A 19,711-nucleotide genomic window follows, 5' to 3' on the forward strand; every position below is an offset into this window, starting at 1 on the left:
CTCATTTCTCTGGGCGAAGTCGCAGGCCGGCCATGCCCCCGTCGACCGCCAGCGCCGTTCCTGTCGTCGCCGACGCGAGAGGACTGGCCAGGTAGGCGATCGCCGTGGCGACCTCCTCGGCGCTGACCAGCCGCCCGCTCGGCTGACGGGCCGCCAACGCGGCCCGTTCCGCCTCCGGATCCTCGGTCGCGGCGAGCAGCCGGGAGACCCAGGGCGTATCGGCGGTGCCCGGGTTGACGCACGTCACCCGGATCCCGTCGCGCAGGTGATCCGCCGCCATCGCCAGGGTGAGCGACTGAACGGCACCTTTGGTCGCCGAGTACAGCGCGCGCTGCGGCAGCCCGGCGGTGGCCGCGATCGAGCAGGTGTTCACGATCGCGGCATGTTCGGATCGGCGCAGGTGCGGCAGGGCCGCGCGGGTCACCCGCACCATGCCGAACACGTTGACCTCGAAGACGTTGCGCCACTCGTCGTCGGTGTTGTCCTCGACCGTGCCCTGCGCGCCGATCCCGGCGTTGTTGACCAGCACGTCCAGGCCGCCGAGGTGCTCCACCGCCTCCGCGACCGCCGCCCGGACCGACGCGTCGTCCCGTACGTCGGTCTTGACGCCGTGCAGCGGCCCCGGCGGGGCGGACAGGTCGAGGCAGCTCACGGTGGCGCCGCGCTCGGTCAACAGGCGCGCCGTCGCGAGCCCGATGCCGGAGGCGCCTCCCGTGACGATGGCCCTGATCCCGCTGAACTCCACAGTCACGACCTCCAGGCGGCGCCGTCGGGGTAGGCGTATTCGAGCAGACTCTCGGCCTTCATCTGCGCCGACATGCCGGGGGCCGTCGGCGCGACGTAGTGGCCGTCCCGGATGCGGACCGGGTCGGTGAAGTGCTCGTGCAGGTGATCGACGTACTCGATCACGCGGTTCTCGGTGCTCCCGCTGATCGCGAGGTAGTCGAACATCGACAGGTGCTGCACGACCTCGCACAGTCCGACGCCGCCGGCGTGCGGGCAGACCGGGACGCCGTACTTCGCGGCGAGCAGGAGGATCGCGACGTTCTCCGGCACGCCCGCGACGCGGCATGCGTCGATCTGCAGCACGTCGATGGCCTCGGCCTGCAGCATCTGCTTGAAGATCACGCGGTTGGCCACGTGCTCCCCGGTCGCCACCTTGACGGGCGCGACGGAGCGGCGCACGGCGGCGTGCCCGAGGATGTCGTCGGGGCTGGTCGGCTCCTCGATCCACCACGGGTCGTACGGCTTGAGGGCCTCGACCCATTCGATCGCCTGGCCGACGTCCCACCGCTGGTTCGCGTCGATGGCGATGCGGACGTCGGGTCCGACGGTCTGGCGGGCCAGCTCCATGCGGCGGACGTCGTCGGTCAGGTCGCCGCCGACCTTGAGCTTGATCTGGGTGAAGCCCTCCGCGACGGCCTCGCGGGCCAGGACGACGAGCTTGTCGTCGGTGTACCCGAGCCAGCCGGGCGTCGTCGTGTACGCCGGGAAGCCGGTGGCCAGCAGCGCGGCCTCCCGTTCGTCGCGTCCCGGGCGGGCCGCCGTCAGCAGGTCGACGGCCTCCTCCGGGCGGAGCGCGTCGGTGAGGTACCTCCAGTCGGCCAGGTCGACGATCTGCTCGGGCGTCATGTCCGCCAGCAGCCGCCAGACGGGCTTGCCCGCGACGCGCCCGGCGAGGTCGAACGCGGCGTTGATGATCGCGGCGGCGGCCATGTGGACCGCGCCCTTCTCCGGCCCGAGCCAGCGCAGCTGCGAGTCGTGGATCAGCCGCCGCGCGAAGCCGCCGAGGTCGGACAGGTCGATGTCGAGGCCGACGATGAGAGGCGCGTACGCCTCGATCGCCGCGACGCACACCTCCGTGCCGCGCCCGATCGTGAAGGTGAACCCGTGGCCCTCGGCGCCGTCGTCCGTGCGGAGCACGGCGTACGCCGCGGAGTAGTCCGGGTCCGGATTCATGGCGTCCGAACCGTCCAGCTGCCGCGAGGTCGGGAATCGAATGTCGTAGGCGTCGAGTGCGATGACCTTCATGCGAGCCTCTGCCGTTGCCGCCCGAGCCCGTCGATCTCGAGTTCCACGATGTCACCCTGGCGCAGGAAGGAGATACCCGGGCTGCCCATCGCGACGCCGGCCGGGGTCCCCGTGTTGATGACGTCACCGGGGTCCAGGACCATGAACTGGCTGATGTACCAGATCAGGTGGTCCACCGTGAAGATCATGTTCTTGGTGTTGCCGTCCTGGCGGAGGTCGCCGTTCACCCACAGCCGCAGGCCGAGGTCCTGCGGGTCGGCGATCTCCTCGGCGGTCACCAGGTGCGGCCCGAGGGGGTTGAAGGTCTCACACGACTTGCCCTTGTCCCACGTACCGCCGCGCTCGAGCTGGTACTCCCGCTCGGAGACGTCGTTGCTGATCGCGTACCCGGCGATGAGCGCGCGCGCCTCGGCCGGCGAGTCCAGGTAGCGGGCCCGGCCGCCCAGGACGATGGCGAGCTCGACCTCGTAGTCGGTCTTCTCGCTGCCCGGGGGGATGAGGACGTCGTCGTCCGGGCCGACGACCGTGTTCGACGCCTTCATGAAGAGGATCGGCTCGGCCGGGATCTCGGCGCCTGTCTCCTCCGCGTGGTCCCGGTAGTTCAGGCCCACGCACACCACCTTGCCGGGCCGTGCCACCGGGGAACCGACCCGCTTGGTGTTCTGGATGGGCGGCAGCTCGCCTGCCGCGTACGCCGCCCTGGCGCGGTCCAGGCCCGTGGCGAGGAAGTCTCCGTCGATGTCACGGGTCAGGCCGGACAGATCGAGGAGCGAGCCGTCCTCCGCCAGGACCGCGGGCCGTTCGGCGCCGACCGGTCCGACACGCAGCAGCTTCACGAAGTCGTACCCCCTGCTCGTCGGTTGGTCCGACCTCTCACCGATTCATCGGACCTCTTACCCGGACATAAGACCACTGCAGGGCAATGTCCTGGCAATACCCCGTTACACACTTGTTACTTTCGCGGAATTGGTAAGACCTCTTAACGTCCGGCAAGATGAGTTTCCGCAGCCGGAGGAGGGAGCTCGCGTGCCGGACGACACCGGTGGCAGGACCACCGTCACCCAGCGGGCGATCGACGAGATCAAGACCCGGATCGCCATGGGTGAGTTCGCGCCCGGGCAGCGCCTGCCGACCGAACGCGACCTCGCCGCCGACCTCGGCCTGTCGCGCAGCTCGATGCGGGAGGCGATCCGCGCCCTGACGGTCATCGGAGTTCTGGAGGCGCGGCACGGGGCCGGCATCTACGTCACCCAGCTGAAGCCGGGCGACCTGTTGGACACGTTCGGTGTCGTCGCGGAGATCTCGCGCGGCGACACCCTGCTGCACCTCGTCCAGGTCCGCAAGATCCTCGAGCCCGCCGCCGCGGCCGCCGCCGCGGCGCGCATCGACGACGAAGGCCTCGCGCTTCTGCGCGCCGAGATGAGGGCCATGGAGCGCGCCTCGACCGCGGAGGAGAACGTCGGGCACGACCTGGAGTTCCACCGGATCATCACCGAGGCCGCCGGAAACCCGGTGCTCGGCGCGATCCTCGGCGGGCTGAACAGCCGCACCTTCCGGGCCCGCGTCTGGCGCGGCTACCAGGAGGAGGGCGTCTTCCCGCGCACCGCCCGCGAGCACGACGCGATCTACCGGGCCCTGGTCGAACGCGACCCCGACGGCGCCCGTGTCGCCGCCGCCGTGCACATCGGAGCGGTCGAGGAGTGGGCCCGCCGCCAGACGGACGAAGAGGAGTGAGGATGCGCGTCGCGCTGCACACCCGGCTCAGGCGCCTCCCCGTCGTCCGGCGCCTGGAGTAGTACCTCGCGGTGGGGGTGGCTCCACCATGAGTCCGGGGGCGACCCTCAGCGATCTGTCAGGGTCGAACCCGTAGCTTCCCCGTATATGAACGCAATCGTCTTCTCCCCGTCGGCCGCGCGGCTCGCCCTCGAACCATGATGAGTCCGCTGGACGCGGCCGCCTGGGTCCTCACCGCCGGCTGGGCCTACGCCGCCGCCGAGATGTACCTGCTCGCCCTCCGGCGCGGCCGGAGGTCCGTTCTGCGGGCCGCGAAGCGGGCGCGGGCGACGCTGATCGTCTGCGCGTCCGCAGGAGTCGCGCTCACCGCCGCGCTCGCGGTGGCCTCTCCGGCCCGTGCCCTGGCCGCGGCACCGCTCCTCGTGCTGCCCTCGGCGCTGGCGCTGTGGTGGTCACCGCGTCCGCTGGCCGGGCTGCTCCACGTCCTGCGCGCCGACCCCTGGGGACCCAGCGACCCGCCGATCCGCGCCCGTACCGCCGATCCGCGGCTCGCCGTCCCCGCCCAGCTCGCACTGATCGGGTCGCCGGCCGCGCTCGCGGTGTCGGCGGACCGCCCGGTCACGACGGTCGTCGTCTACGCCCTCATCGGCGCGGCCGCCGGCTGCCTGATCCGGTACGCGCGGCACCGTCGCGACGTGCTGGAGCGCGTACGGGCGGGCGCGCTCCGGCGTGCCGTCGCGCCCGCCCGTGAGGACGAGCGGGCCGTGGCCGCCTGAGCGCGTCCTACTCGCTCGGCATCATGATCCACAGGATGATGTAGATCACGAACTGCGGGCCGGGCAGCAGGCAGGAGAGGATCGCCAGCAGCCGGACCGTCCACGGCCCCAGCCCGTACCGGCGACCGAGACCGGCGCAGACACCGGCGATGACCCGCCCCTGACGCGGGCGATAGAGACCGTTCACGAGAGCACTCCTTTGCGTCGCCTACCAACGACGCTAGGCCGCGCCTCCGCCCGTCACATCGCTCGCGGGATCGATCCCGGCTCACTCCGCGGGCGTACGGGACCTCCCCTAAGGGATGAGCTCGACGGCCTCGGCGAGTCGCCGTCCCCGACGGTATGGACCCGGTCGCCCGACTCTCCGGCTCAGAGAGAAAGCTCGGCCGGCAGTTGTGCGAGCACTGCGTCGAGCCGCATCAGATGCCGTTGCATGAAACCTTCGGAGACGTCGTCGGCCGTGCTGATCCAAGCGGCGATCGCCGCGCCGATGATCGCTCCGGAAACGGCGAGCACGTCGATGTCCTCCGCGGAGCGCTCACAGCGCCGCGCCAGGGCCGAGGCGAGCAGGGGGATGGCCTGTGCCATGTGGCCGGGCACGCGGGCGCGCAGTTCGGGAACGCGGCGCAGCAGTTCCTCGCGTTGGCGGTTGAGGGACAGTCCCGCCTCGGACGCCTCCTCATGCAATCGACGTATCGCGAGCCGGAGCGATTCGATTACGGGATCGTCCTTCGGGAGGTTTTCCAGAGCTTGGACGACCATGGAGTCACCGACGTCATGAAGGACGATATCTGCCTTCGTGGGAAAATAGCGGAAGAAGGTCGCCCGCGAGACCTCCACGATATCGACGATCTCCTCGACGGTCGTGGCCTCGTATCCCTTTTCCGCGAAGAGTCGCAGCGCCTCTTTCTGGATCGCGGATTTGGTCTTGGCCTTCTTCCGTTCGCGCAGCGAGACCTTTTCGGCGTTTCCCGGGCTCACCGTGGCTCCTCCTCGGCGGGAGAGGAGCGTGGGCCCTGGAATCGTTCGGACATCTCGCGCAGTTTGTCCAGGCGCCCGGCCTGCCCCATGGTCATGCCCCAGAGCTGGTGGGCGGCGTGGAAGCCGTAGTCGTCGACGAGCGCCTGCTTCCACGGCCGCGAAGCGATGGCATGGGTCAGGCGACGCGCCGCCCGGGGCCGCTGCATGATCATCTCTGCGATCTCCCACGCCCGCGGGAGCAGGCGGTCGAGTGGGAGCACCTCGTTGACGAGGCCCAACTCCAGAGCGGTCCGCCCGTCGAGCCTTTTCCCCGTGTACATGTAGTACGACGCCCGCTTGACGCCGATGGTCTTCTGCAGCGTGAGCCCCATTCCATCGCCCGGCACACCTCCGGCGAGGAAGTGCGGATCAAAGAAGTCCGCGTCCTCGACACATAGAGTGATATCGCACGCCGTCGCGAACTCGCAATGCGTGCCCGGCCCGTTGACCGCCGCGATCGTCGGGATGTCGACCGCGAAGATCAGGTTCTCCAGCAGCTTGGCCATGTCGTAGTACATCTTGATCTGGCTGTCACTGCTCCATTGGCAGAACGGCGTATGCCAGAGGGCGGCCGGGTCTCCCGAGTGCCACCGGTCACCGGTTCCGGTGATGATGAGAACCTCGTTCTCCGGGTCGTTCCCGATCTCCAGCCATGCCTGGCCCCACGCGTTGTGCCCCATCCAGCTGTGTTCGAACGGCCCTCCATCAGTATGCATGCGCAACTCGATGATTCCGTCCCGCCGCGTCATGACGAAGAACTCTTCGTACTTCTTCGAGTAGTCCTCGAACCGCGGCGCCCCGACGCGACCGTCCCACTCCGACAGGGTCTCCGACATCCCGATCCTCCCCGCGCTCGCAGCATCCAGGTGGCCCACTGTCAGGCCAAGATGAGACTATACTCATTTGAGAGTAGTCTCAATTAAGAGGAGCGCCGATGACGACGGACATCGTTGACCTGGCACGGGACCTGATGAACTCACCATGGATCCATCTGGTCCTCTTCGTGGTGACCGCGCTCGACGCCGTACTTCCCCTCGTCCCCAGTGAGGGCGTTGTGATCGTCGTCGGGGCCCATGCCGCCACCGGCGAACCCAACGTGTTCGCTGCCATCGGAGCCGTCACGCTGGGCGCGTTCTTCGGCGACTGCGTGTCATACGGCATCGGCCGCGTCGTGGGCGGCCGGCTGTACCGGCGGATGAAGACCGGCACGCGCAAACGCGCCGCCATGGACCGGGCGGCCAAGGCACTGGAGCAGCGTGGCGGTGTGATTCTGATACTCACCCGCTACCTGCCAGGGCTCAGGAACATCACGACCCTGACCGCCGGAACGGTCGGCTACCCGCTGCGCCCGTTCCTGTTCTTCAAGGCGCTCGCGGCCCTGACATCGGCGCCGCTCGGCATCCTGCTCGGTTATCTGGGCGGCGTCGCGGGCGGGGGCAACCAGCTCATGGGCATAGGGATCGGCCTCGGGCTGGCGATCGTGATCAGCTTCATACTGGAGAAGGTCCGCGCCCGTTCGCGCGCCCGGCGTCCCGCCACGGCCACCGGGCCGAGCGATGACGACCGGGCGATGACGACGGCGAAGGCGGGCGTTGATCAGGGGGCGAGCTCGACGGACTCACCCCGCTGAAGGCGGCGGAACTCCGCCTTCTGATGCTCGCTCTCACCCTTGAGCTGGTTGTCCAGCAGGCCGAGCCCGAAGTCGTTGAGCAGGCCGTCGTGGACCGCGTACGCGCGCCGGGGCGCGACCGCGCGCAGGTACTCGATCATCTCCGGGGCCTTCATCCAGGGCGCCTGGCCGGGGACGAGGAGCGTGGGCGCCTCCAGCACGGTGAAGGCGTCTCCCGGGTGGAAGACCTCCCCGTCGATGAGGAAGCCGATGTTCTCCACCGGGGGTACGTCCGGGTGGACGACCTCGTGCTTCTGCCCGGCCACGGCCACGTCGAACCCCGCGATCGTCAGCGAGTCGCCGTCCCCGACCGTACGGACGCGGTCGCCCAGGTCGTCCAGGTCGCCGGCGACGGCCCGGCAGGTGTAGACGGTGAGCCGCGGGTCGTCCGTGAGGGCCTGGCGCAGCCGTTCGGCCTGGTAGTGGTCGAAATGCTCGTGGGTGATGAGAACGGCGTCCGCGCCCGCGAGCGCGTCGCCCTCCGGGGTCAGAACGCCCGGGTCGATGACGAGCGTGCGGTCGTCCTTCTGCAGGCGGACACAGGAGTGCCCGAGCTTCGTCAGTCTCATCCTTCGATCCTGACACGGGCCGTACCGGCTCCTCGGGCGGCCCTCCGGCCGGTTGACGATCAACCGAGCGCTTGGTAGATACGAGGGACGTCGGGGAAACGTTTCGGCGAGGAGGCCCGGACCATGCCGGTTCCCGACCAGCGAGATCCCGAAATGACGCGCACGGTCCTGACCCGGTGGCTGTCGGAACGCCTGCCGGGCACCGGCGTGGCGATCCCCCGGCTGGAGATCCCCCAGACGACCGGATTCTCGGCCGAGACGCTGCTGTTCGACGCCGAGTGCGACGGTCGCGTGGAGCACCTGGTCGCCAAGGTGGCGCCGAGCCGCTATCAGGTCTTCCCCGATCCGCTGCCGTACGCCGACCAGTACCGCTTGCTGCGGATCCTCGACGAACGGACCGGCATCCCGGTGCCTCCGATGCGCTGGTACGAGCCCGATGCCCGCCTGCTGGGCGCGCCCTTCTTCGTCCTCGACCGGGTCGACGGCCGCGCGCCGGACGACAGCCCGCCCTACCACCAGGCGGGCTGGGTCACCGAGGTGACGCCCGCGCGGCGGGCGCGCATGTGGACGTCCGGCCTGGACGTCCTGGCCGCCGTACACCGGCTGGACCCGGCGCCCTTCGCGTTCCTCGACCGGACGAGGTACGGAGCGGCCGGCTTAGAACAGCGGCTCGGCTACTACACCCACTACATGAGCTGGGCGTACCACGGACCCCAGCCGACCTGCGCCGAGGCGCTGCGGTGGCTGCGGGAGCACCGGCCGGACGAGCCGGACCCGCCCGTGCTGCTGTGGGGCGACGGGCGGATCGGCAACATCCTCTACGGCGACGACGGCGAACCGCAGGCGGTGCTCGACTGGGAGATCGCCACGCTCGGCGCGCCCGAGGAGGACCTCGCCTGGTACATGTACCTCGACCGGCACCACTCGGAGGGCATCGGTGTCCCGCGCCTTTCCGGCTTCCCGTCCTACGCCGCCACCGTCGCGTACTACGAGGAGCTGGCCGGCCGGAGGATGCGGCAGATGGCGTACTACGAGGTCCTGTCGGCCTTCAAGTTCGCGGTGATCATGGCGCGGATCGGGCAGGCGTTCATCGACTGGGGCCTGACGCCGCCCGACAGCGACTTCCCGGTGGACAACACCGCGTCCCGGCTGCTCGCCGGGCTCCTGAACCTGCCCGTCCCCGGTCCTGCGACCGGCTCGCCGCCCGGAGGCCGCCGATGACGCTCTCACCGCTCGACGACTACCCCGTCCACCAGGTGCCCGACGTGATGCGGCACGTCGCCACCTCGGACCGCAACTTCTATGACCGGTACTACTTCAACTGCCACTCCCGCTCGGACGAGCTCATGCTCATCGTCGGGCTCGGGCAGTACCCGAACCTGGGCGTCACCGATGCCTTCGCCCTGGTCCGGCGCGGCCCGCTGCATCGCGTCGTCCGCGCCTCGCGCGAGCTCGGCGCGGACCGGATGGACACCTCGGTCGGGCCGTTCCGCGTGGAGGTGCTGGAAGGGCTCAAACGCCTGCGCGTCGTCCTCGAGCCGAACGACCACGGGCTGGCGTTCGACCTGACCTGGGAGGGGACGATCCCGGCACAGCTGGAGCCGCCGCACTTCATCCGCGCCCACGAGCGGGTGGTGTTCGACTCACGCCGGCTCGCGCAGACCGGCCGGTGGACCGGCGCCATCGCCGTGGACGACACGACCGTGCCGGTGACCCCGGACCGCTGGTGGGGCAGCCGCGACCGGTCCTGGGGCATCCGCCCGGTCGGCGAGGCGGAGCCGGCTGGCATCCAGGCCACGGGCGCGGCGAGTTTCTACTGGCTGTACGCGCCGATGCAGTTCGAGGACCACACGATCCTGTGCATCGTGCAGGAGGACGCGCAGGGTCGCCGGGTGTTGGAAGAGGCCGTACGCGTGTGGCCGGACGACCGTGAGCCGGAGTACCTCGGCCGCCCGGAGTACCGGCCGACCTACGCTCCGGGGACGCGGGACGTCACCGAGGCGGTGATCGCGTTCGCCCCGCCGGGCGGCAAGCCGTTCGACGTGCGCGTCACCCCGCTGCTGCCGGTGCACCTGATGGTCGGCAGCGGATACGGACTGGAACCCGACTGGCGGCACGGGATGTACCAGGGGCCGGAGCTGAAGGTGCAGGGCGTGACGTACGACCTCCGCCGCCCCGAGGACGCCGCCCGCATGTGGGGCATGGTCGACGCCGTCGCGCGGTTCGAGTACGACGGCGGCACGGGCCACGGGCTGTTCGAGAATTGGGCCCTCGGCGATCACCCGAGCTTCGCCGACGGCTGAGCGCGGCTAGCACCCGGATCCGCCGTCTCCGGGAATGACGAGCGGCCTTTTCCGTACGACCGCGTGAAAACCTATACCGTACAGGTGAGTAAAATAAGGCGTGCCCAAGGTCGTTGATCACGATGAGCGCCGCCGGGATCTCGCTGAGGCGTTCTGGGCGGTGGCATTGCGCGACGGTGTCGAAGCCGCGTCCGTGCGGACGGTGGCCGCGGAGGCCGGTTGTTCCCCCGCGTCGCTGCGGTACTACTTCCCGACGCAGGATCAGCTGCTGGACTTCGCCTGGACGCTCGTCGTCGACCGGGTCTTCGCCCGTGCCCGCACACTCGATCTGCCCGACTCGCCGCTCGAGGCGAGCATGCTCCTGCTCGAACAGGTGCTCCCACTGGATGAAGAGCGCCGCGCCGAAGCGCAGATCTGGTTCAGCGTGTCCTCTCACGCCCGGACCAGCGACCGGCTCAAGAGCCGGATAGACGACCTGCACACTCTCCTGCGCCGCGCCTGCACCGACACGATCACCGAGCTCAAGCTGGCCGGCTCCTGCGCCCCCGATCGTGACACCGACACGGAAGCGACCAGGCTGCATGCGCTGCTCGACGGCCTGGCGTTCCACGGTGTCAGCCAGCCCGAGGCGGACCCGCCCGAACGCCTCAGGGCCGTCCTCCGCGCTCACCTGCTCGACCTGGCGGCACACACTAACGGCGCGCGGCATTCGGATCATCTTCCCTCCTGACCGTGCACCTGCGGCGGGCCGCCGCTCGCGCCTCCGCCGACAGCCGACCGCCCGGTCGAGATGGCCGTCAAATGCCAAATGGCAGGAAGTGCCCAGCCGGGACTCCAGGAATGCCTTGACGTAGCCGTCGGCGCCGGATCCTGCAGTAATACGGCACCCACCGGGAAGCCGACACCTGGACGTAGACGCCGAGATGCGGAAAGTGCATGAAGTCCTGAACGCCGGATCGCCGGCGGCCGGTCGACGGGTGGCGACACGACGCCCCCGCGACCCGGCCGCCCGCGGCCCGGCCCCCGCCGTACGTCGCCGTGCCCCGGCGGTAGCAGCGGCATGAGCCGATCGCCGCACGGCACAGCCGGAGATGCGCCCGGGCGGTCGCCCCACCGTGGTCACGCCCGCCCGGGGATCACACCTAACATCGGCTATACCGCCTGTTCCGCGAGGCGGAAGGTCACGTCTCCGTTCTCGTCGACGCTCGCGTCGAGCGTCATCTCGTCGAGGATCGTTGCGGCGTCCGGCTCCAGGTAGACGCGCGCGCCCTGCTCCTCGACGACCTCGTCGCCGGCCTGCGGCCCCTCGGCCACCGCGAGGGAGAGCGTGCCCGCCTCGTCGGTCTGGCCCTGGGTGGCGATCCGCAGTCCGGTCTGCGGCGAAAGCTCGGGCTGGCTGGTGACGGTACGGATCACCTGGACCGCCGAATCGGTCAGCGTCAGCACTGTCGACAGCTCCTTCTGGTCGATTGCAGGTCAGCACGGCGCAGCCGCCCCGTGCATGCGGCCCTCCATGCCCGACCGTCTGCGCCGTCAAACATCCCCGATCTTGCGATTTGCCCGATCCGAAACTAGGGGGCGAGCGCGCGCACGGCGTCCGTGACCTGGGTCTCACTGTTCGGCAGGACGGCGAGGACGGGCGTGTCCAGGCCGGCGTCGACGTACGCGCGGACGCGTTCACGGCACTCGTCCGGCGAGCCGTGGACGAGGAGGTCGTCGACGACGTCGTCCGGAATGGCGGCGAGGGCGGCCTTGCGGTCGCCGGCGGCCCACGCCTCGTTCATCGCCGCGAGCCGTTCGCCACGGCCGAGCCACTCGTGGAAGGCCGCGTAGACGGGAACCGTCAGGTACGCCGCGATCATCCGCCGGCCGAGCGCCCGCGCCTCATCGGCGTCCGACGTCGGGCAGACGAAGATCCGCGCGATCAGTTCCTTCTCCGTGCCGAACTCGGCCCGGACCTTCGGGACGTCGGACGGCGCCAGCCAGTTGGTGATCGCGCCGTCGGCCTCACGGGCGGCCAGCCGGAGCATGCCGGGGCGCAGTGCGGCGAGGGCGATCGGCGGCGGCGTCCGCGGCGGGGTATCCAATTTGAAACCGCGTACGCCGAGCGCCTCGTCGCTGACCTTCTCCCCGGCCAGGGCCTGGCGGAGGAACCGCAGCGTGTCCCGCACCCGCCGGTACGGCTCGGTGAAGGGGATGCCGTTCCAGCGCTCCACGATCACCGGCGAGGACGTCCCGATGCCGAGGACGAACCGGCCGGGGGCGAGGTCTGCGAGGGTGGCGGCCTGCTGAGCGAGCAGGCCGGGACCGCGCGTGTAGACGGGCACGATCGCCGGGCCGAGCCGCAACTGCGGCCCCCACTGGGAGGCGAGGGCGAGTGGCGTGAACGCGTCGGTCCCGGCGGTCTCCGCCGACCACGCGTCGGTGTATCCGAGGTCCGTCAGCCCTTCGACCACCTTCCGGTGCTCGGCCAGTGGCACGCCCATGAGCGGAATCGTCAGTCCCCATCGAGACATGTGGAGCCTCCTCAGGCGATGGTCGGGCGGACGGTCGAGCCGCCGTCGACGACGAGGGTCTGCCCGGTCAGCCAGCTCGCGGTGTCCCCGGCGAGGAAGACGACCGCCTTGGCGATGTCCTCGGGTTCGCCGAGGCGGCCGAGCGGCAGGTACGCGGCGATCTTCTCCTCGTTCTCCTCCCACAGTGCCCGGGCGAGCTGGGTCTTGACCAGCCCCGGGGCGACGGCGTTGACGCGCACGGAGGGGGCGAGCTCGACGGCGAACTGCCGGGTGAGGTGGATGACGGCGGCCTTGGTCGCGTTGTAGTAGCCGATGCCGTGCTCGGTCACCATGCCGCCGACCGAGGAGATGTTGATGATCGCCCCGCCGCGGGCCGCCATGGACAGCTTCCAGGCGAGCTGCGTCCACAGCACCACGGCGAACTGGTTGACCTGGACGGTCTTGTCGGCCCGGGCGACGTCGATGTCGACCATCGGGCCGAAGTGCGGGCTGGTGCCGGCGTTGTTGACGAGGACGTCCACGCTCCCGAACTCGGCGACGGCCGCCTCGACGCAGGCCCGCGCGGCGTCCGCGTCGCCGACGTGCGCGGCCTTCGGGAGGACGCCGACGCCGGGGTGGGCTGCGCGGATCTCCTTGGCGACCTCGTCCAGGGCGTCCTGCTTCCGGGAGGACAGCACGACGTTGCATCCCTCCGCGGCCAGGGCCTCCGCCGTCGCCCTGCCGATGCCGCGCGATGCGCCGGTGATCAGGGCGGTCCTGCCCGCCAGACCGGTCTCGAGTGCCATGCTGCCGCCTTTCAGCTCACGCCCGGAGCTTTTCTGACATCCGAATCGGGTTCAACTAGCCTAGTCCCGGATGTTACGTTCCTGCCATGCAGATCAGCGGGAAGAACATCGTGATCACCGGTGCCGGCAGCGGAATCGGCGCGGCGCTGGCCCGCCGGTTCGCCACGGAGGGCGCGGCCGCGCTCTGCCTCTCCGACCTCGACCTGGACGCCGTGGAGCGGGTCGCCGCGGGGCTGGACTGCCGTACGGTCGCGGTCCGCACCGACGTCGGCGACGAGGAGCAGGTGCGGGCGATGATCGGCGAAGCCGGTGAGTTCGGCCCGATCGACCTGGTCTGCTCCAACGCGGGCATCGGCACGGGCGCCGGGCTGGAGGCGACGCCGGAGCAGTGGGCGGCCTCCTGGGCCGTCAACGTCCAGGCGCACGTGTACGCCGCGCGGGCGGCGCTTCCCGGGATGCTCGAACGCGGCGAGGGCTACTTCCTCAACACCTGCTCGGCCGCCGGCCTGCTCACCCAGCCGGGCGACGCGCCGTACGCCGTGACGAAGCACGCCGCGGTGGCGTTCGCCGAGTGGCTGGCGCTGACCTACGGCGACCAGGGCATCAAGGTCAGCGCGCTGTGCCCGCAGGGCGTGCGCACTCCGCTCCTCACCGAGGCCCTCGAAGGCATGGCGGGGCAGGTCGTGGCCGCGGCGGGCGCGGTGCTCGAACCCGACGACGTCGCCGAGGCGGTCGTCGCGGGGCTCGTGGCCGAGGCGTTCCTGATCCTCCCGCATCCCGAGGTGGCCGAGTTCGAGCGCCGCAAGGCCGCCGACCGTGACCGCTGGCTCGCGGGGCTGCGCCGCATGGTCGCCTCCCTCAAGAGCTGAAGGCCGGATCGAGCCGAGCGACCGCCGCCCCTCACGCCCCGGCGTGATGACGACGCCGCGCATCAGGCGTTGGCGCGGTGACGACGCCGCTCGTCAGGCGCCGGCGCGGTGACGACGTCCGATCACGCTCGGCGCGGTGACGACGCCGCCGGTCAGGCGTTGGCGCGGGCCATGACGAAACGGCGGAAGTCCTCGACGACGGGCGGGCGCGTCCGGCCGGCCACCCAGGCCAGGCCGATGGTGCGGTGCGCGCCGGTGATGACGATCTCGGACACGCCGGCGACGGGCTCGCCCGGCGGCACGATGGCGACCCCGAGCCCGGCCGCGACCAGCCCGCGGAGCGTGGCGGCCTCCTCCCCCTCGAACGCGATCTCGGGCCGGACGCCCTCGCTCCGGAACAGCTCGTCGGTGATCGAGCGCAGGCCGTACCCGTGCCGCATGAGGATGAACGGCTCGTCGGCGGCGTCGGACGGGCGCACCCGTTCGCGGCCGGCGAGCCGGTGCCCGGCCGGGACCGCGAGGTGGAGGTGTTCCGTCGCGAGCGGGTGCCAGGCCAGTTCCGCCGGGCGCGGGCTGGTGATCGCGAGGTCGGCCCGCCCCTCGGTCACCGCCGCTCCGATGTGCTCACTGCTGCCCTGGCTCAGCCGGAACGTCACGCGCGGATGCTCCCGCCGGTAGTCGCGGAGCAACTCCGGGACGAGCGCGGTGCCCTGAGTGTGCAGGAAGGCCAGCCCCACCTCACCGCCGTCGGGGTCGGCGGCCTGCGCCAGGGCGTGACGCGCCGCCTTCTCCTCGGCGACGAGGCGCTCGGCGTGCCGGCGGAAGATCTCGCCGTACGGGCTGAGCCGGAGCGTCCGCCCCTCCCGGTCGAACAGGCGCACGCCCAGTTCGCGTTCGAGGCGGGCGATCGCCCGGGACAGCCCCGGCTGGGAGATCCGCAGCTCGGCCGCGGTCTGGGTGACGTGCCGCTGCTCGGCGACCGCGAGGAACCAGCGAACCGTTTCCAGATCCATAACCATCAAGCATAGTTCTCAGTAACAACTTTCATTGGACGCATCGATCCCCCGCGCGCAATCTGAATGGGTGCTCGTCACCTCACCTCCGGACCTGGACCTTCGACACCGCCGCGGCTCGCGCGGGCTGCGTAGGGTGAACCTCGCGCTGTTCGCGGCCGGGCTGACCACGTTCATGTCGCTGTACTCGACGCAGGCGCTGCTGCCGGAGCTATCGCGGGTCTTCGGCGTCTCCCCCACGACGTCGAGCCTGCTGGTCTCCCTGTCGACCGGCACGCTCGCGCTCGCGGTGATCCCGGTGAGTTCGCTGTCGGAGCGCTTCGGCCGGACCCGGATCATGACGGTCTCCTCGGTGACGGCGGCCGTCCTCGGCCTGCTCCTGCCGTTCGCCCCGTCGTTCCCCGCGCTCGCGGCGGTCCGCGCGGCGCAGGGCATCGCGCTCGCCGGCGTGCCGGCCGTCGCGATGGCCTACCTCGCCGATGAGGTCCACCCCGAGGCGCTGGGCGGGGCGATGGGCCGCTACATCGCCGGGAACACCGTCGGCGGCCTGTTGGGGCGGCTCGTCCCCGGTTTCACGACCGGCCTGGCGGGCTGGCGGTGGGCGCTCGGCGTCACCGCCCTCGGCGCGCTGCTCCTCACCCTTCTCTTCTGGGCGCTGCTCCCGCGCTCCCGCTGCTTCCGCCCCGCCCGGACCGGCCCGGGGCAGCTCCTCCGGCACCTCCGCGACCCCGCGATGCGCCGGCTGTACCTGATCGCGCTGGTGCTGATGGCCGGGTTCGTCACGGTCTACAACTACCTGGGCTACCGCCTGCTCGCCGCGCCGTTCGGCCTGCCGCAGTGGGTCACCGGCCTGGTCTTCCTGATGTACCTCGCGGGCACGGTCAGCTCACCGGCCGCCGGATCGCTCGCCGACCGGATCGGGCGCCGCCCCGTGCTGTTCGGCGCGTTCGTCTTGGCTGCCGCCGGGCTGCTGGCGACCCTGCCGCGCGCGCTGCCCGTCCTGGCCGTCGGACTGCTCGTCTTCACCGCGGGTTTCTTCGCGGCGCACTCGGTCGCCAGCGGCTGGGTCGGACGACGCGCCGCGGCCGGGAAGGCGCAGGCGTCCGCGCTGTACCTGTTCGCGTACTACGCGGGCAGCAGCCTCGGTGGTTCGGCCGGCGGCCTCGCGTACGAGCACGGCCACTGGCCGGCCACGGTCGGCTACGCCCTGGCCCTTCTGGCGGTCGCCGCGCTCGCGGCCCGCCGCCTGAGCGAGCCGCGGCCTCTTCCGCTCGAGTAGAACACGTTATAGATTTGAGCGGTCGCTTGGTCAACTAGGAGGCCGCCGGTGGCGCAGCACCCATCCGGGAACGATCCGGCCGTGGACCGCGCCGACGGGCCGGTGAACGCGGTCGACGGCTGGTTCACCGTGGACCCGCCACGCCTGACCGGCACCCGCTGCACCGCCTGCGGCACCGTCTACTTCCCGCCGCAGGCCCTGACCTGCCGCAATCCCGCCTGCGACGGCGACGAGCTCGTCACGACCCCGCTCTCGGATCGCGGGCGGATCTGGTCGTACGCCGACGCCCGCTACCGTCCTCCGCCGCCGTACGTCTCAGGCGAGGACTTCGAGCCGTACGCCGTCGCCGCCGTCGAGCTGGCGGCCGAGCGGATCGTCGTCCTCGGCCAGGTCGTGAAGGGGATCGGCGTCGACGAGCTGGCCGTCGGGATGGAGGTCGAGCTTGTCGTCGAGGAGCTCGACCCGGACCACCTCGTCTGGAAGTGGCGCCCCCTCGTGAACGCGAACCCGAGCGAGCCCGACGCGGCGAGCGGAGTGGACGCCGCGCTCCAAGAGAGGCAAGGCGAGTGAGCGATCCGAGCGAGCCCGACGCAGCGAGTGGGGAGGGTGAGTGAGCGATAAAGACGTCGCCGTCCTCGGGGTCGGCATGCATCCCTGGGGCAAGTGGGGGCGCGCCTTCGTCGAGTACGGCCTCGCGGCGGCGCGGGACGCGTTGACGGACGCCGGCCTCGCCTGGACGGACATCGAGTACGTCGCGGGCGCCGACACGATCCGGAACGGCTACCCCGGGTTCATCGCCGGCGCCACATTCGCCCAGGCCCTGGGCTGGTCCGGGGCGCGCGTGTCGAGCTGCTACGCGGCCTGCGCCTCGGGCGCGCAGGCGATGAGCACGGCGCGGGCGCAGATCCTCGCCGGTCTCGTGGACGTCGCGCTGGTGGTGGGGGCCGACGCCGCGCCGAAGGGGTTCTTCGCGCCCGTCGGCGGCGACCGGCCCGACGACCCGGACTGGCTGCGGTTCCGCCTGCTGGGCGCGACCAACCCGGTGTACTTCGCGCTGTACGCCCGCCGCCGGATGGCCCTGTACGGCGCCACCCGGGACGACTTCGCCGCGGTGAAGGTCAAGAACGCCCGGCACGGGCTGCACAACCCGTACGCGCGGTACCGGAAGGAGGTCACCGCGGCCGACGTCGCGACGTCGCCCGTGGTCGCCGACCCGCTGCGGCTGCTGGACATCTGCGCGACCAGTGACGGCGGCGCGGCGGTCGTGCTGTCCAGCCTCGAGTACGCGCGGCGGCGCGGCCACGGCACGCCCGTACGGATCGCGGCGCTCTCCACGGTGACCCCGACGTTCCCGCACACCGCGCTCGAGCTGGCGAGCTTCGCCACCGACTCCAGCGTCGCCGTCGACCCGCCGGAGCGGCCGTTCCGGGCGGCGAACGCCGCGGCGGCGTACGAGGAGGCCGGGCTGGGCCCGGAGGATCTGTCGCTCGCCGAGGTCTACGACCTGTCCACCGCGCTGGAGCTGGACTGGTACGAGGACATCGGCCTGTGCAAACCGGGCGAGGCGGAGGGGTTGCTGCGCGACGGCGCGACGGCGCTCGGCGGCCGGATCCCGGTCAACCCGAGCGGCGGGCTGGCGTCCTTCGGGGAGGCGATCCCCGCGCAGGCGATCGCCCAGGTCTGCGAGCTCACCTGGCAGCTACGCGGACAGGCGGGAAAACGCCAGGTGGAAGGGGCACGGGCCGGCATCGCGGTCAACCAGGGACTGTTCGGGCACGGATCGGCGATCATCGCGCGAACGTGAGTTACGTCACTCCACCCCGCCAGTAAGGCATTGCTGACCTGGGGGGACGCGTGATCGTGCGCAGATCACGCCGCAGATCGAGCACAGCGGGTTCTTGTCGGCCACGCTACGCGTCAGTACCTTTCACTGACGCGCCAGGGTTCTCTCCGCAGTCGCGTGTCCGCGTGGACGCCGGGTTGCGACCCTGACCGCGCGCCCAGTCCGCCGAAACTCGTCGCGAGGTGCCGCGCAGATGCGTCCATTCCGGGAGCGCAATCCGCTGCCGATCGGCATCGCCGGCCTGGCCACCGCCGGCCTGGCGACCCTGCTCGCGTTCAACCTGCAGCAGTTCGCCGGCGGCACGACGTACTCCGCGGCGTTCGCCGAGGCGGGCGGGCTGAAGCCCGGTGAAGAGGTCCGCATCGCCGGCGTGAAGGTCGGCAAGGTGGACAGCGTCGACCTCGACGGCGACCACGTGAAGGTGAAGTTCACCAGCAGCGCGCACTTCGGAACGCAGACGCGGGCCCAGATCAAGATCAAGACCATCCTCGGCTCGCACTTCCTCGCCCTGGATCCGAAGGGGCCCGGCCGGCAGCCGACGGGCAGGCAGATCCCGCTCTCGCGGACCTCGGCGCCGTACGAAGTGGTGCCCGCCCTGCAGGACGCCAGCAAGCAGCTCGGTCAGATCGACACCAAGCAGCTGGCCAAGGCCATGGACACGCTGACCCAGACGATGCAGGGCTCGCCGGAGAACCTCCGGCGGACCCTGGCGGGCCTGCAAAAGATCTCCCAGGCGGTGTCCTCCCGCGACGACGAGCTGGGCCAGCTGCTCAAGCACTCCAGCAACGTCACCTCGCTACTGGCCTCCCGCAGCGGTGACCTCGCCGTGCTGGTGCAGAACGGCGGCCTCCTGCTGCAGGAGATCAACAACCGCCGAGTCGTCATCAACCAGTTGCTGACCGGCACCGTCGCCCTGTCCCAGCAGATCACCGGGACGATCCAGGAGAACCAGGCCACCCTCGGCCCCACGCTCCGGAACCTCCACCAGGTCGTGCAGATCCTGCAGCGCAACCAGGGAAACCTGGACAAGGCCCTGCAGGAGATGGGCCCGTTCGGGAACGAGACGGCCGACCTGACCGGCAGCGGCCGGTGGTTCGACGTCTACGTCCAGAACCTCATCCCGCTGCCCATCGGCATCGCGCCGCCGAGCACGCGCAACGACGGCGCGCAGCAGCCGACCGGGAAACCGTCGCCGGGCGGTGCCCACCCGTCCAAGGGCACGCCGAAGCACACCAAATCGTCGAAGCCGTCTCCGTCCAAGAGCGGCAACCCGCTGCCCGTCATCCCCTGACCCCGACCCCGGT

22 protein-coding genes are annotated in these 19,711 nt (G+C 70.9%); 11 read left to right on the forward strand and 11 right to left on the reverse strand.

The features are described 5' to 3' along the window. Position 1: 1 nt before the first annotated feature. Genes ACQP2O_RS45520 through ACQP2O_RS45530 form a run of 3 tightly spaced genes read right to left on the reverse strand, consistent with a single transcriptional unit; the run spans position 2 to position 2,867 of the window. Entirely contained in the window at positions 2–751 is a 750-nt protein-coding gene (locus ACQP2O_RS45520; RefSeq protein WP_433175671.1) for an SDR family NAD(P)-dependent oxidoreductase, read from the reverse strand. After that, entirely contained in the window at positions 748–2,031 is a 1,284-nt protein-coding gene (locus tag ACQP2O_RS45525; protein WP_433175673.1) for an enolase C-terminal domain-like protein, read from the reverse strand. The genes ACQP2O_RS45520 and ACQP2O_RS45525 overlap by 4 nt, the downstream gene beginning before the upstream one ends. After that, entirely contained in the window at positions 2,028–2,867 is an 840-nt protein-coding gene (locus ACQP2O_RS45530; RefSeq protein WP_433175676.1) for a fumarylacetoacetate hydrolase family protein, read from the reverse strand. Before ACQP2O_RS45530 ends, ACQP2O_RS45525 begins: the two co-directional genes overlap by 4 nt. A 190-nt stretch (positions 2,868–3,057) precedes the next feature. On the opposite strand from ACQP2O_RS45530, the gene ACQP2O_RS45535 reads away from it, so the two are divergent. Both ACQP2O_RS45535 and ACQP2O_RS45540 read left to right on the forward strand, forming a co-directional pair. Further along, a complete protein-coding gene (locus ACQP2O_RS45535) occupies positions 3,058–3,765 on the forward strand; it encodes a FadR/GntR family transcriptional regulator (protein WP_433175678.1) in 708 nt (235 codons plus the stop codon). 197 nt (positions 3,766–3,962) lie between these two features. Then, positions 3,963–4,541 (forward strand): hypothetical protein, encoded by a 579-nt coding sequence (locus ACQP2O_RS45540; RefSeq protein ID WP_433175680.1) that lies wholly within the window; start codon positions 3,963–3,965, stop codon positions 4,539–4,541. 7 nt (positions 4,542–4,548) lie between these two features. Here the strand turns inward: ACQP2O_RS45540 and ACQP2O_RS45545 are convergent, their stop codons facing one another. The 3 genes from ACQP2O_RS45545 to ACQP2O_RS45555 form a co-directional block, all read right to left on the reverse strand. Further along, the gene (locus ACQP2O_RS45545; protein WP_360901415.1) at positions 4,549–4,728 is read right to left on the reverse strand and encodes a PspC domain-containing protein; all 180 of its coding nucleotides are present in this window, start codon (positions 4,726–4,728) and stop codon (positions 4,549–4,551) included. Positions 4,729–4,910: 182 nt separating this feature from the next. After that, positions 4,911–5,522 (reverse strand): TetR family transcriptional regulator, encoded by a 612-nt coding sequence (locus ACQP2O_RS45550; protein ID WP_433175682.1) that lies wholly within the window; start codon positions 5,520–5,522, stop codon positions 4,911–4,913. Further along, complete coding sequence (locus tag ACQP2O_RS45555; RefSeq protein WP_433175684.1) at positions 5,519–6,397, reverse strand: enoyl-CoA hydratase/isomerase family protein; 879 nt, start codon at positions 6,395–6,397, stop codon at positions 5,519–5,521. The genes ACQP2O_RS45550 and ACQP2O_RS45555 overlap by 4 nt, the downstream gene beginning before the upstream one ends. A 98-nt stretch (positions 6,398–6,495) precedes the next feature. Between ACQP2O_RS45555 and ACQP2O_RS45560 the strand changes: the two genes are divergently transcribed. Next, a complete protein-coding gene (locus ACQP2O_RS45560) occupies positions 6,496–7,191 on the forward strand; it encodes a DedA family protein (protein ID WP_433175686.1) in 696 nt (231 codons plus the stop codon). On the opposite strand, the gene ACQP2O_RS45565 is transcribed toward ACQP2O_RS45560, so the two are convergent. Then, positions 7,158–7,799 carry an MBL fold metallo-hydrolase gene (locus ACQP2O_RS45565; RefSeq protein WP_433175687.1) on the reverse strand — a complete coding sequence of 214 codons (642 nt, stop codon included), beginning with the start codon at positions 7,797–7,799 and terminating at the stop codon, positions 7,158–7,160. The two genes, ACQP2O_RS45560 and ACQP2O_RS45565, sit on opposite strands and share 34 nt — an antisense overlap. 123 nt (positions 7,800–7,922) lie before the next feature. On the opposite strand from ACQP2O_RS45565, the gene ACQP2O_RS45570 reads away from it, so the two are divergent. From ACQP2O_RS45570 to ACQP2O_RS45580, 3 genes are all read left to right on the forward strand, one after another. Then, positions 7,923–9,020, forward strand: coding sequence for a phosphotransferase family protein (locus ACQP2O_RS45570; protein ID WP_433175689.1), 1,098 nt, complete (start codon positions 7,923–7,925; stop codon positions 9,018–9,020). Then, positions 9,017–10,102, forward strand: a complete 1,086-nt coding sequence (locus tag ACQP2O_RS45575; protein ID WP_433175691.1) for a hypothetical protein — start codon at positions 9,017–9,019, stop codon at positions 10,100–10,102. Before ACQP2O_RS45570 ends, ACQP2O_RS45575 begins: the two co-directional genes overlap by 4 nt. A gap of 100 nt (positions 10,103–10,202) precedes the next feature. Continuing rightward, positions 10,203–10,832, forward strand: a complete 630-nt coding sequence (locus ACQP2O_RS45580; protein ID WP_433175693.1) for a TetR/AcrR family transcriptional regulator — start codon at positions 10,203–10,205, stop codon at positions 10,830–10,832. Between the two features lie 422 nt (positions 10,833–11,254). Here ACQP2O_RS45580 and ACQP2O_RS45585 read toward each other — a convergent pair whose 3' ends face one another. The 3 genes from ACQP2O_RS45585 to ACQP2O_RS45595 all read right to left on the reverse strand — a co-directional run bounded on the left by ACQP2O_RS45585 (position 11,255) and on the right by ACQP2O_RS45595 (position 13,403). Beyond that, positions 11,255–11,548, reverse strand: coding sequence for an iron-sulfur cluster biosynthesis family protein (locus tag ACQP2O_RS45585; protein ID WP_433175695.1), 294 nt, complete (start codon positions 11,546–11,548; stop codon positions 11,255–11,257). Positions 11,549–11,673: 125 nt separating this feature from the next. Then, positions 11,674–12,618 carry an LLM class F420-dependent oxidoreductase gene (locus ACQP2O_RS45590; protein ID WP_433175697.1) on the reverse strand — a complete coding sequence of 315 codons (945 nt, stop codon included), beginning with the start codon at positions 12,616–12,618 and terminating at the stop codon, positions 11,674–11,676. 11 nt (positions 12,619–12,629) lie between these two features. Then, positions 12,630–13,403, reverse strand: coding sequence for an SDR family oxidoreductase (locus ACQP2O_RS45595; RefSeq protein ID WP_433175699.1), 774 nt, complete (start codon positions 13,401–13,403; stop codon positions 12,630–12,632). Positions 13,404–13,489: 86 nt separating this feature from the next. Between ACQP2O_RS45595 and ACQP2O_RS45600 the strand changes: the two genes are divergently transcribed. Further along, a complete protein-coding gene (locus ACQP2O_RS45600; protein ID WP_433175701.1) occupies positions 13,490–14,272 on the forward strand; it encodes an SDR family oxidoreductase in 783 nt (260 codons plus the stop codon). A gap of 152 nt (positions 14,273–14,424) precedes the next feature. Here ACQP2O_RS45600 and ACQP2O_RS45605 read toward each other — a convergent pair whose 3' ends face one another. Continuing rightward, positions 14,425–15,285: a LysR family transcriptional regulator gene (locus tag ACQP2O_RS45605; RefSeq protein ID WP_433175703.1), complete on the reverse strand. Its 861-nt coding sequence runs from the start codon at positions 15,283–15,285 to the stop codon at positions 14,425–14,427. A 34-nt stretch (positions 15,286–15,319) separates the two neighbouring features. On the opposite strand from ACQP2O_RS45605, the gene ACQP2O_RS45610 reads away from it, so the two are divergent. The 4 genes from ACQP2O_RS45610 (at position 15,320) to ACQP2O_RS45625 (ending at position 19,698) form a co-directional block, all read left to right on the forward strand. Then, positions 15,320–16,564 (forward strand): MFS transporter, encoded by a 1,245-nt coding sequence (locus tag ACQP2O_RS45610; protein WP_433175705.1) that lies wholly within the window; start codon positions 15,320–15,322, stop codon positions 16,562–16,564. 48 nt (positions 16,565–16,612) lie between these two features. After that, positions 16,613–17,134 (forward strand): Zn-ribbon domain-containing OB-fold protein, encoded by a 522-nt coding sequence (locus ACQP2O_RS45615; protein ID WP_433175708.1) that lies wholly within the window; start codon positions 16,613–16,615, stop codon positions 17,132–17,134. A gap of 76 nt (positions 17,135–17,210) precedes the next feature. Beyond that, a complete protein-coding gene (locus ACQP2O_RS45620) occupies positions 17,211–18,368 on the forward strand; it encodes a lipid-transfer protein (protein ID WP_433191367.1) in 1,158 nt (385 codons plus the stop codon). A 232-nt stretch (positions 18,369–18,600) separates the two neighbouring features. Further along, entirely contained in the window at positions 18,601–19,698 is a 1,098-nt protein-coding gene (locus tag ACQP2O_RS45625) for an MCE family protein (protein ID WP_433175710.1), read from the forward strand. Positions 19,699–19,711: the final 13 nt, after the last annotated feature.

Origin of the sequence: Actinoallomurus sp. CA-150999 (genome assembly GCF_050942425.1) — a bacterium.
GTDB lineage: Bacteria > Actinomycetota > Actinomycetes > Streptosporangiales > Streptosporangiaceae > Actinoallomurus.

Coding starts and splice junctions, on each gene's coding strand:
- ACQP2O_RS45600 (WP_433175701.1), top strand. CDS start 13,490: ATGCAGATCAGCGGGAAGAACATCGTGATCACCGGTGCCGGCAGCGGA.
- ACQP2O_RS45560 (WP_433175686.1), top strand. CDS start 6,496: ATGACGACGGACATCGTTGACCTGGCACGGGACCTGATGAACTCACCA.
- ACQP2O_RS45590 (WP_433175697.1), bottom strand. CDS start 12,618: ATGTCTCGATGGGGACTGACGATTCCGCTCATGGGCGTGCCACTGGCC.
- ACQP2O_RS45555 (WP_433175684.1), bottom strand. CDS start 6,397: ATGTCGGAGACCCTGTCGGAGTGGGACGGTCGCGTCGGGGCGCCGCGG.
- ACQP2O_RS45595 (WP_433175699.1), bottom strand. CDS start 13,403: ATGGCACTCGAGACCGGTCTGGCGGGCAGGACCGCCCTGATCACCGGC.
- ACQP2O_RS45565 (WP_433175687.1), bottom strand. CDS start 7,799: ATGAGACTGACGAAGCTCGGGCACTCCTGTGTCCGCCTGCAGAAGGAC.
- ACQP2O_RS45525 (WP_433175673.1), bottom strand. CDS start 2,031: ATGAAGGTCATCGCACTCGACGCCTACGACATTCGATTCCCGACCTCG.
- ACQP2O_RS45540 (WP_433175680.1), top strand. CDS start 3,963: ATGATGAGTCCGCTGGACGCGGCCGCCTGGGTCCTCACCGCCGGCTGG.
- ACQP2O_RS45575 (WP_433175691.1), top strand. CDS start 9,017: ATGACGCTCTCACCGCTCGACGACTACCCCGTCCACCAGGTGCCCGAC.
- ACQP2O_RS45620 (WP_433191367.1), top strand. CDS start 17,211: ATGCATCCCTGGGGCAAGTGGGGGCGCGCCTTCGTCGAGTACGGCCTC.
- ACQP2O_RS45625 (WP_433175710.1), top strand. CDS start 18,601: ATGCGTCCATTCCGGGAGCGCAATCCGCTGCCGATCGGCATCGCCGGC.
- ACQP2O_RS45605 (WP_433175703.1), bottom strand. CDS start 15,285: ATGGATCTGGAAACGGTTCGCTGGTTCCTCGCGGTCGCCGAGCAGCGG.
- ACQP2O_RS45570 (WP_433175689.1), top strand. CDS start 7,923: ATGCCGGTTCCCGACCAGCGAGATCCCGAAATGACGCGCACGGTCCTG.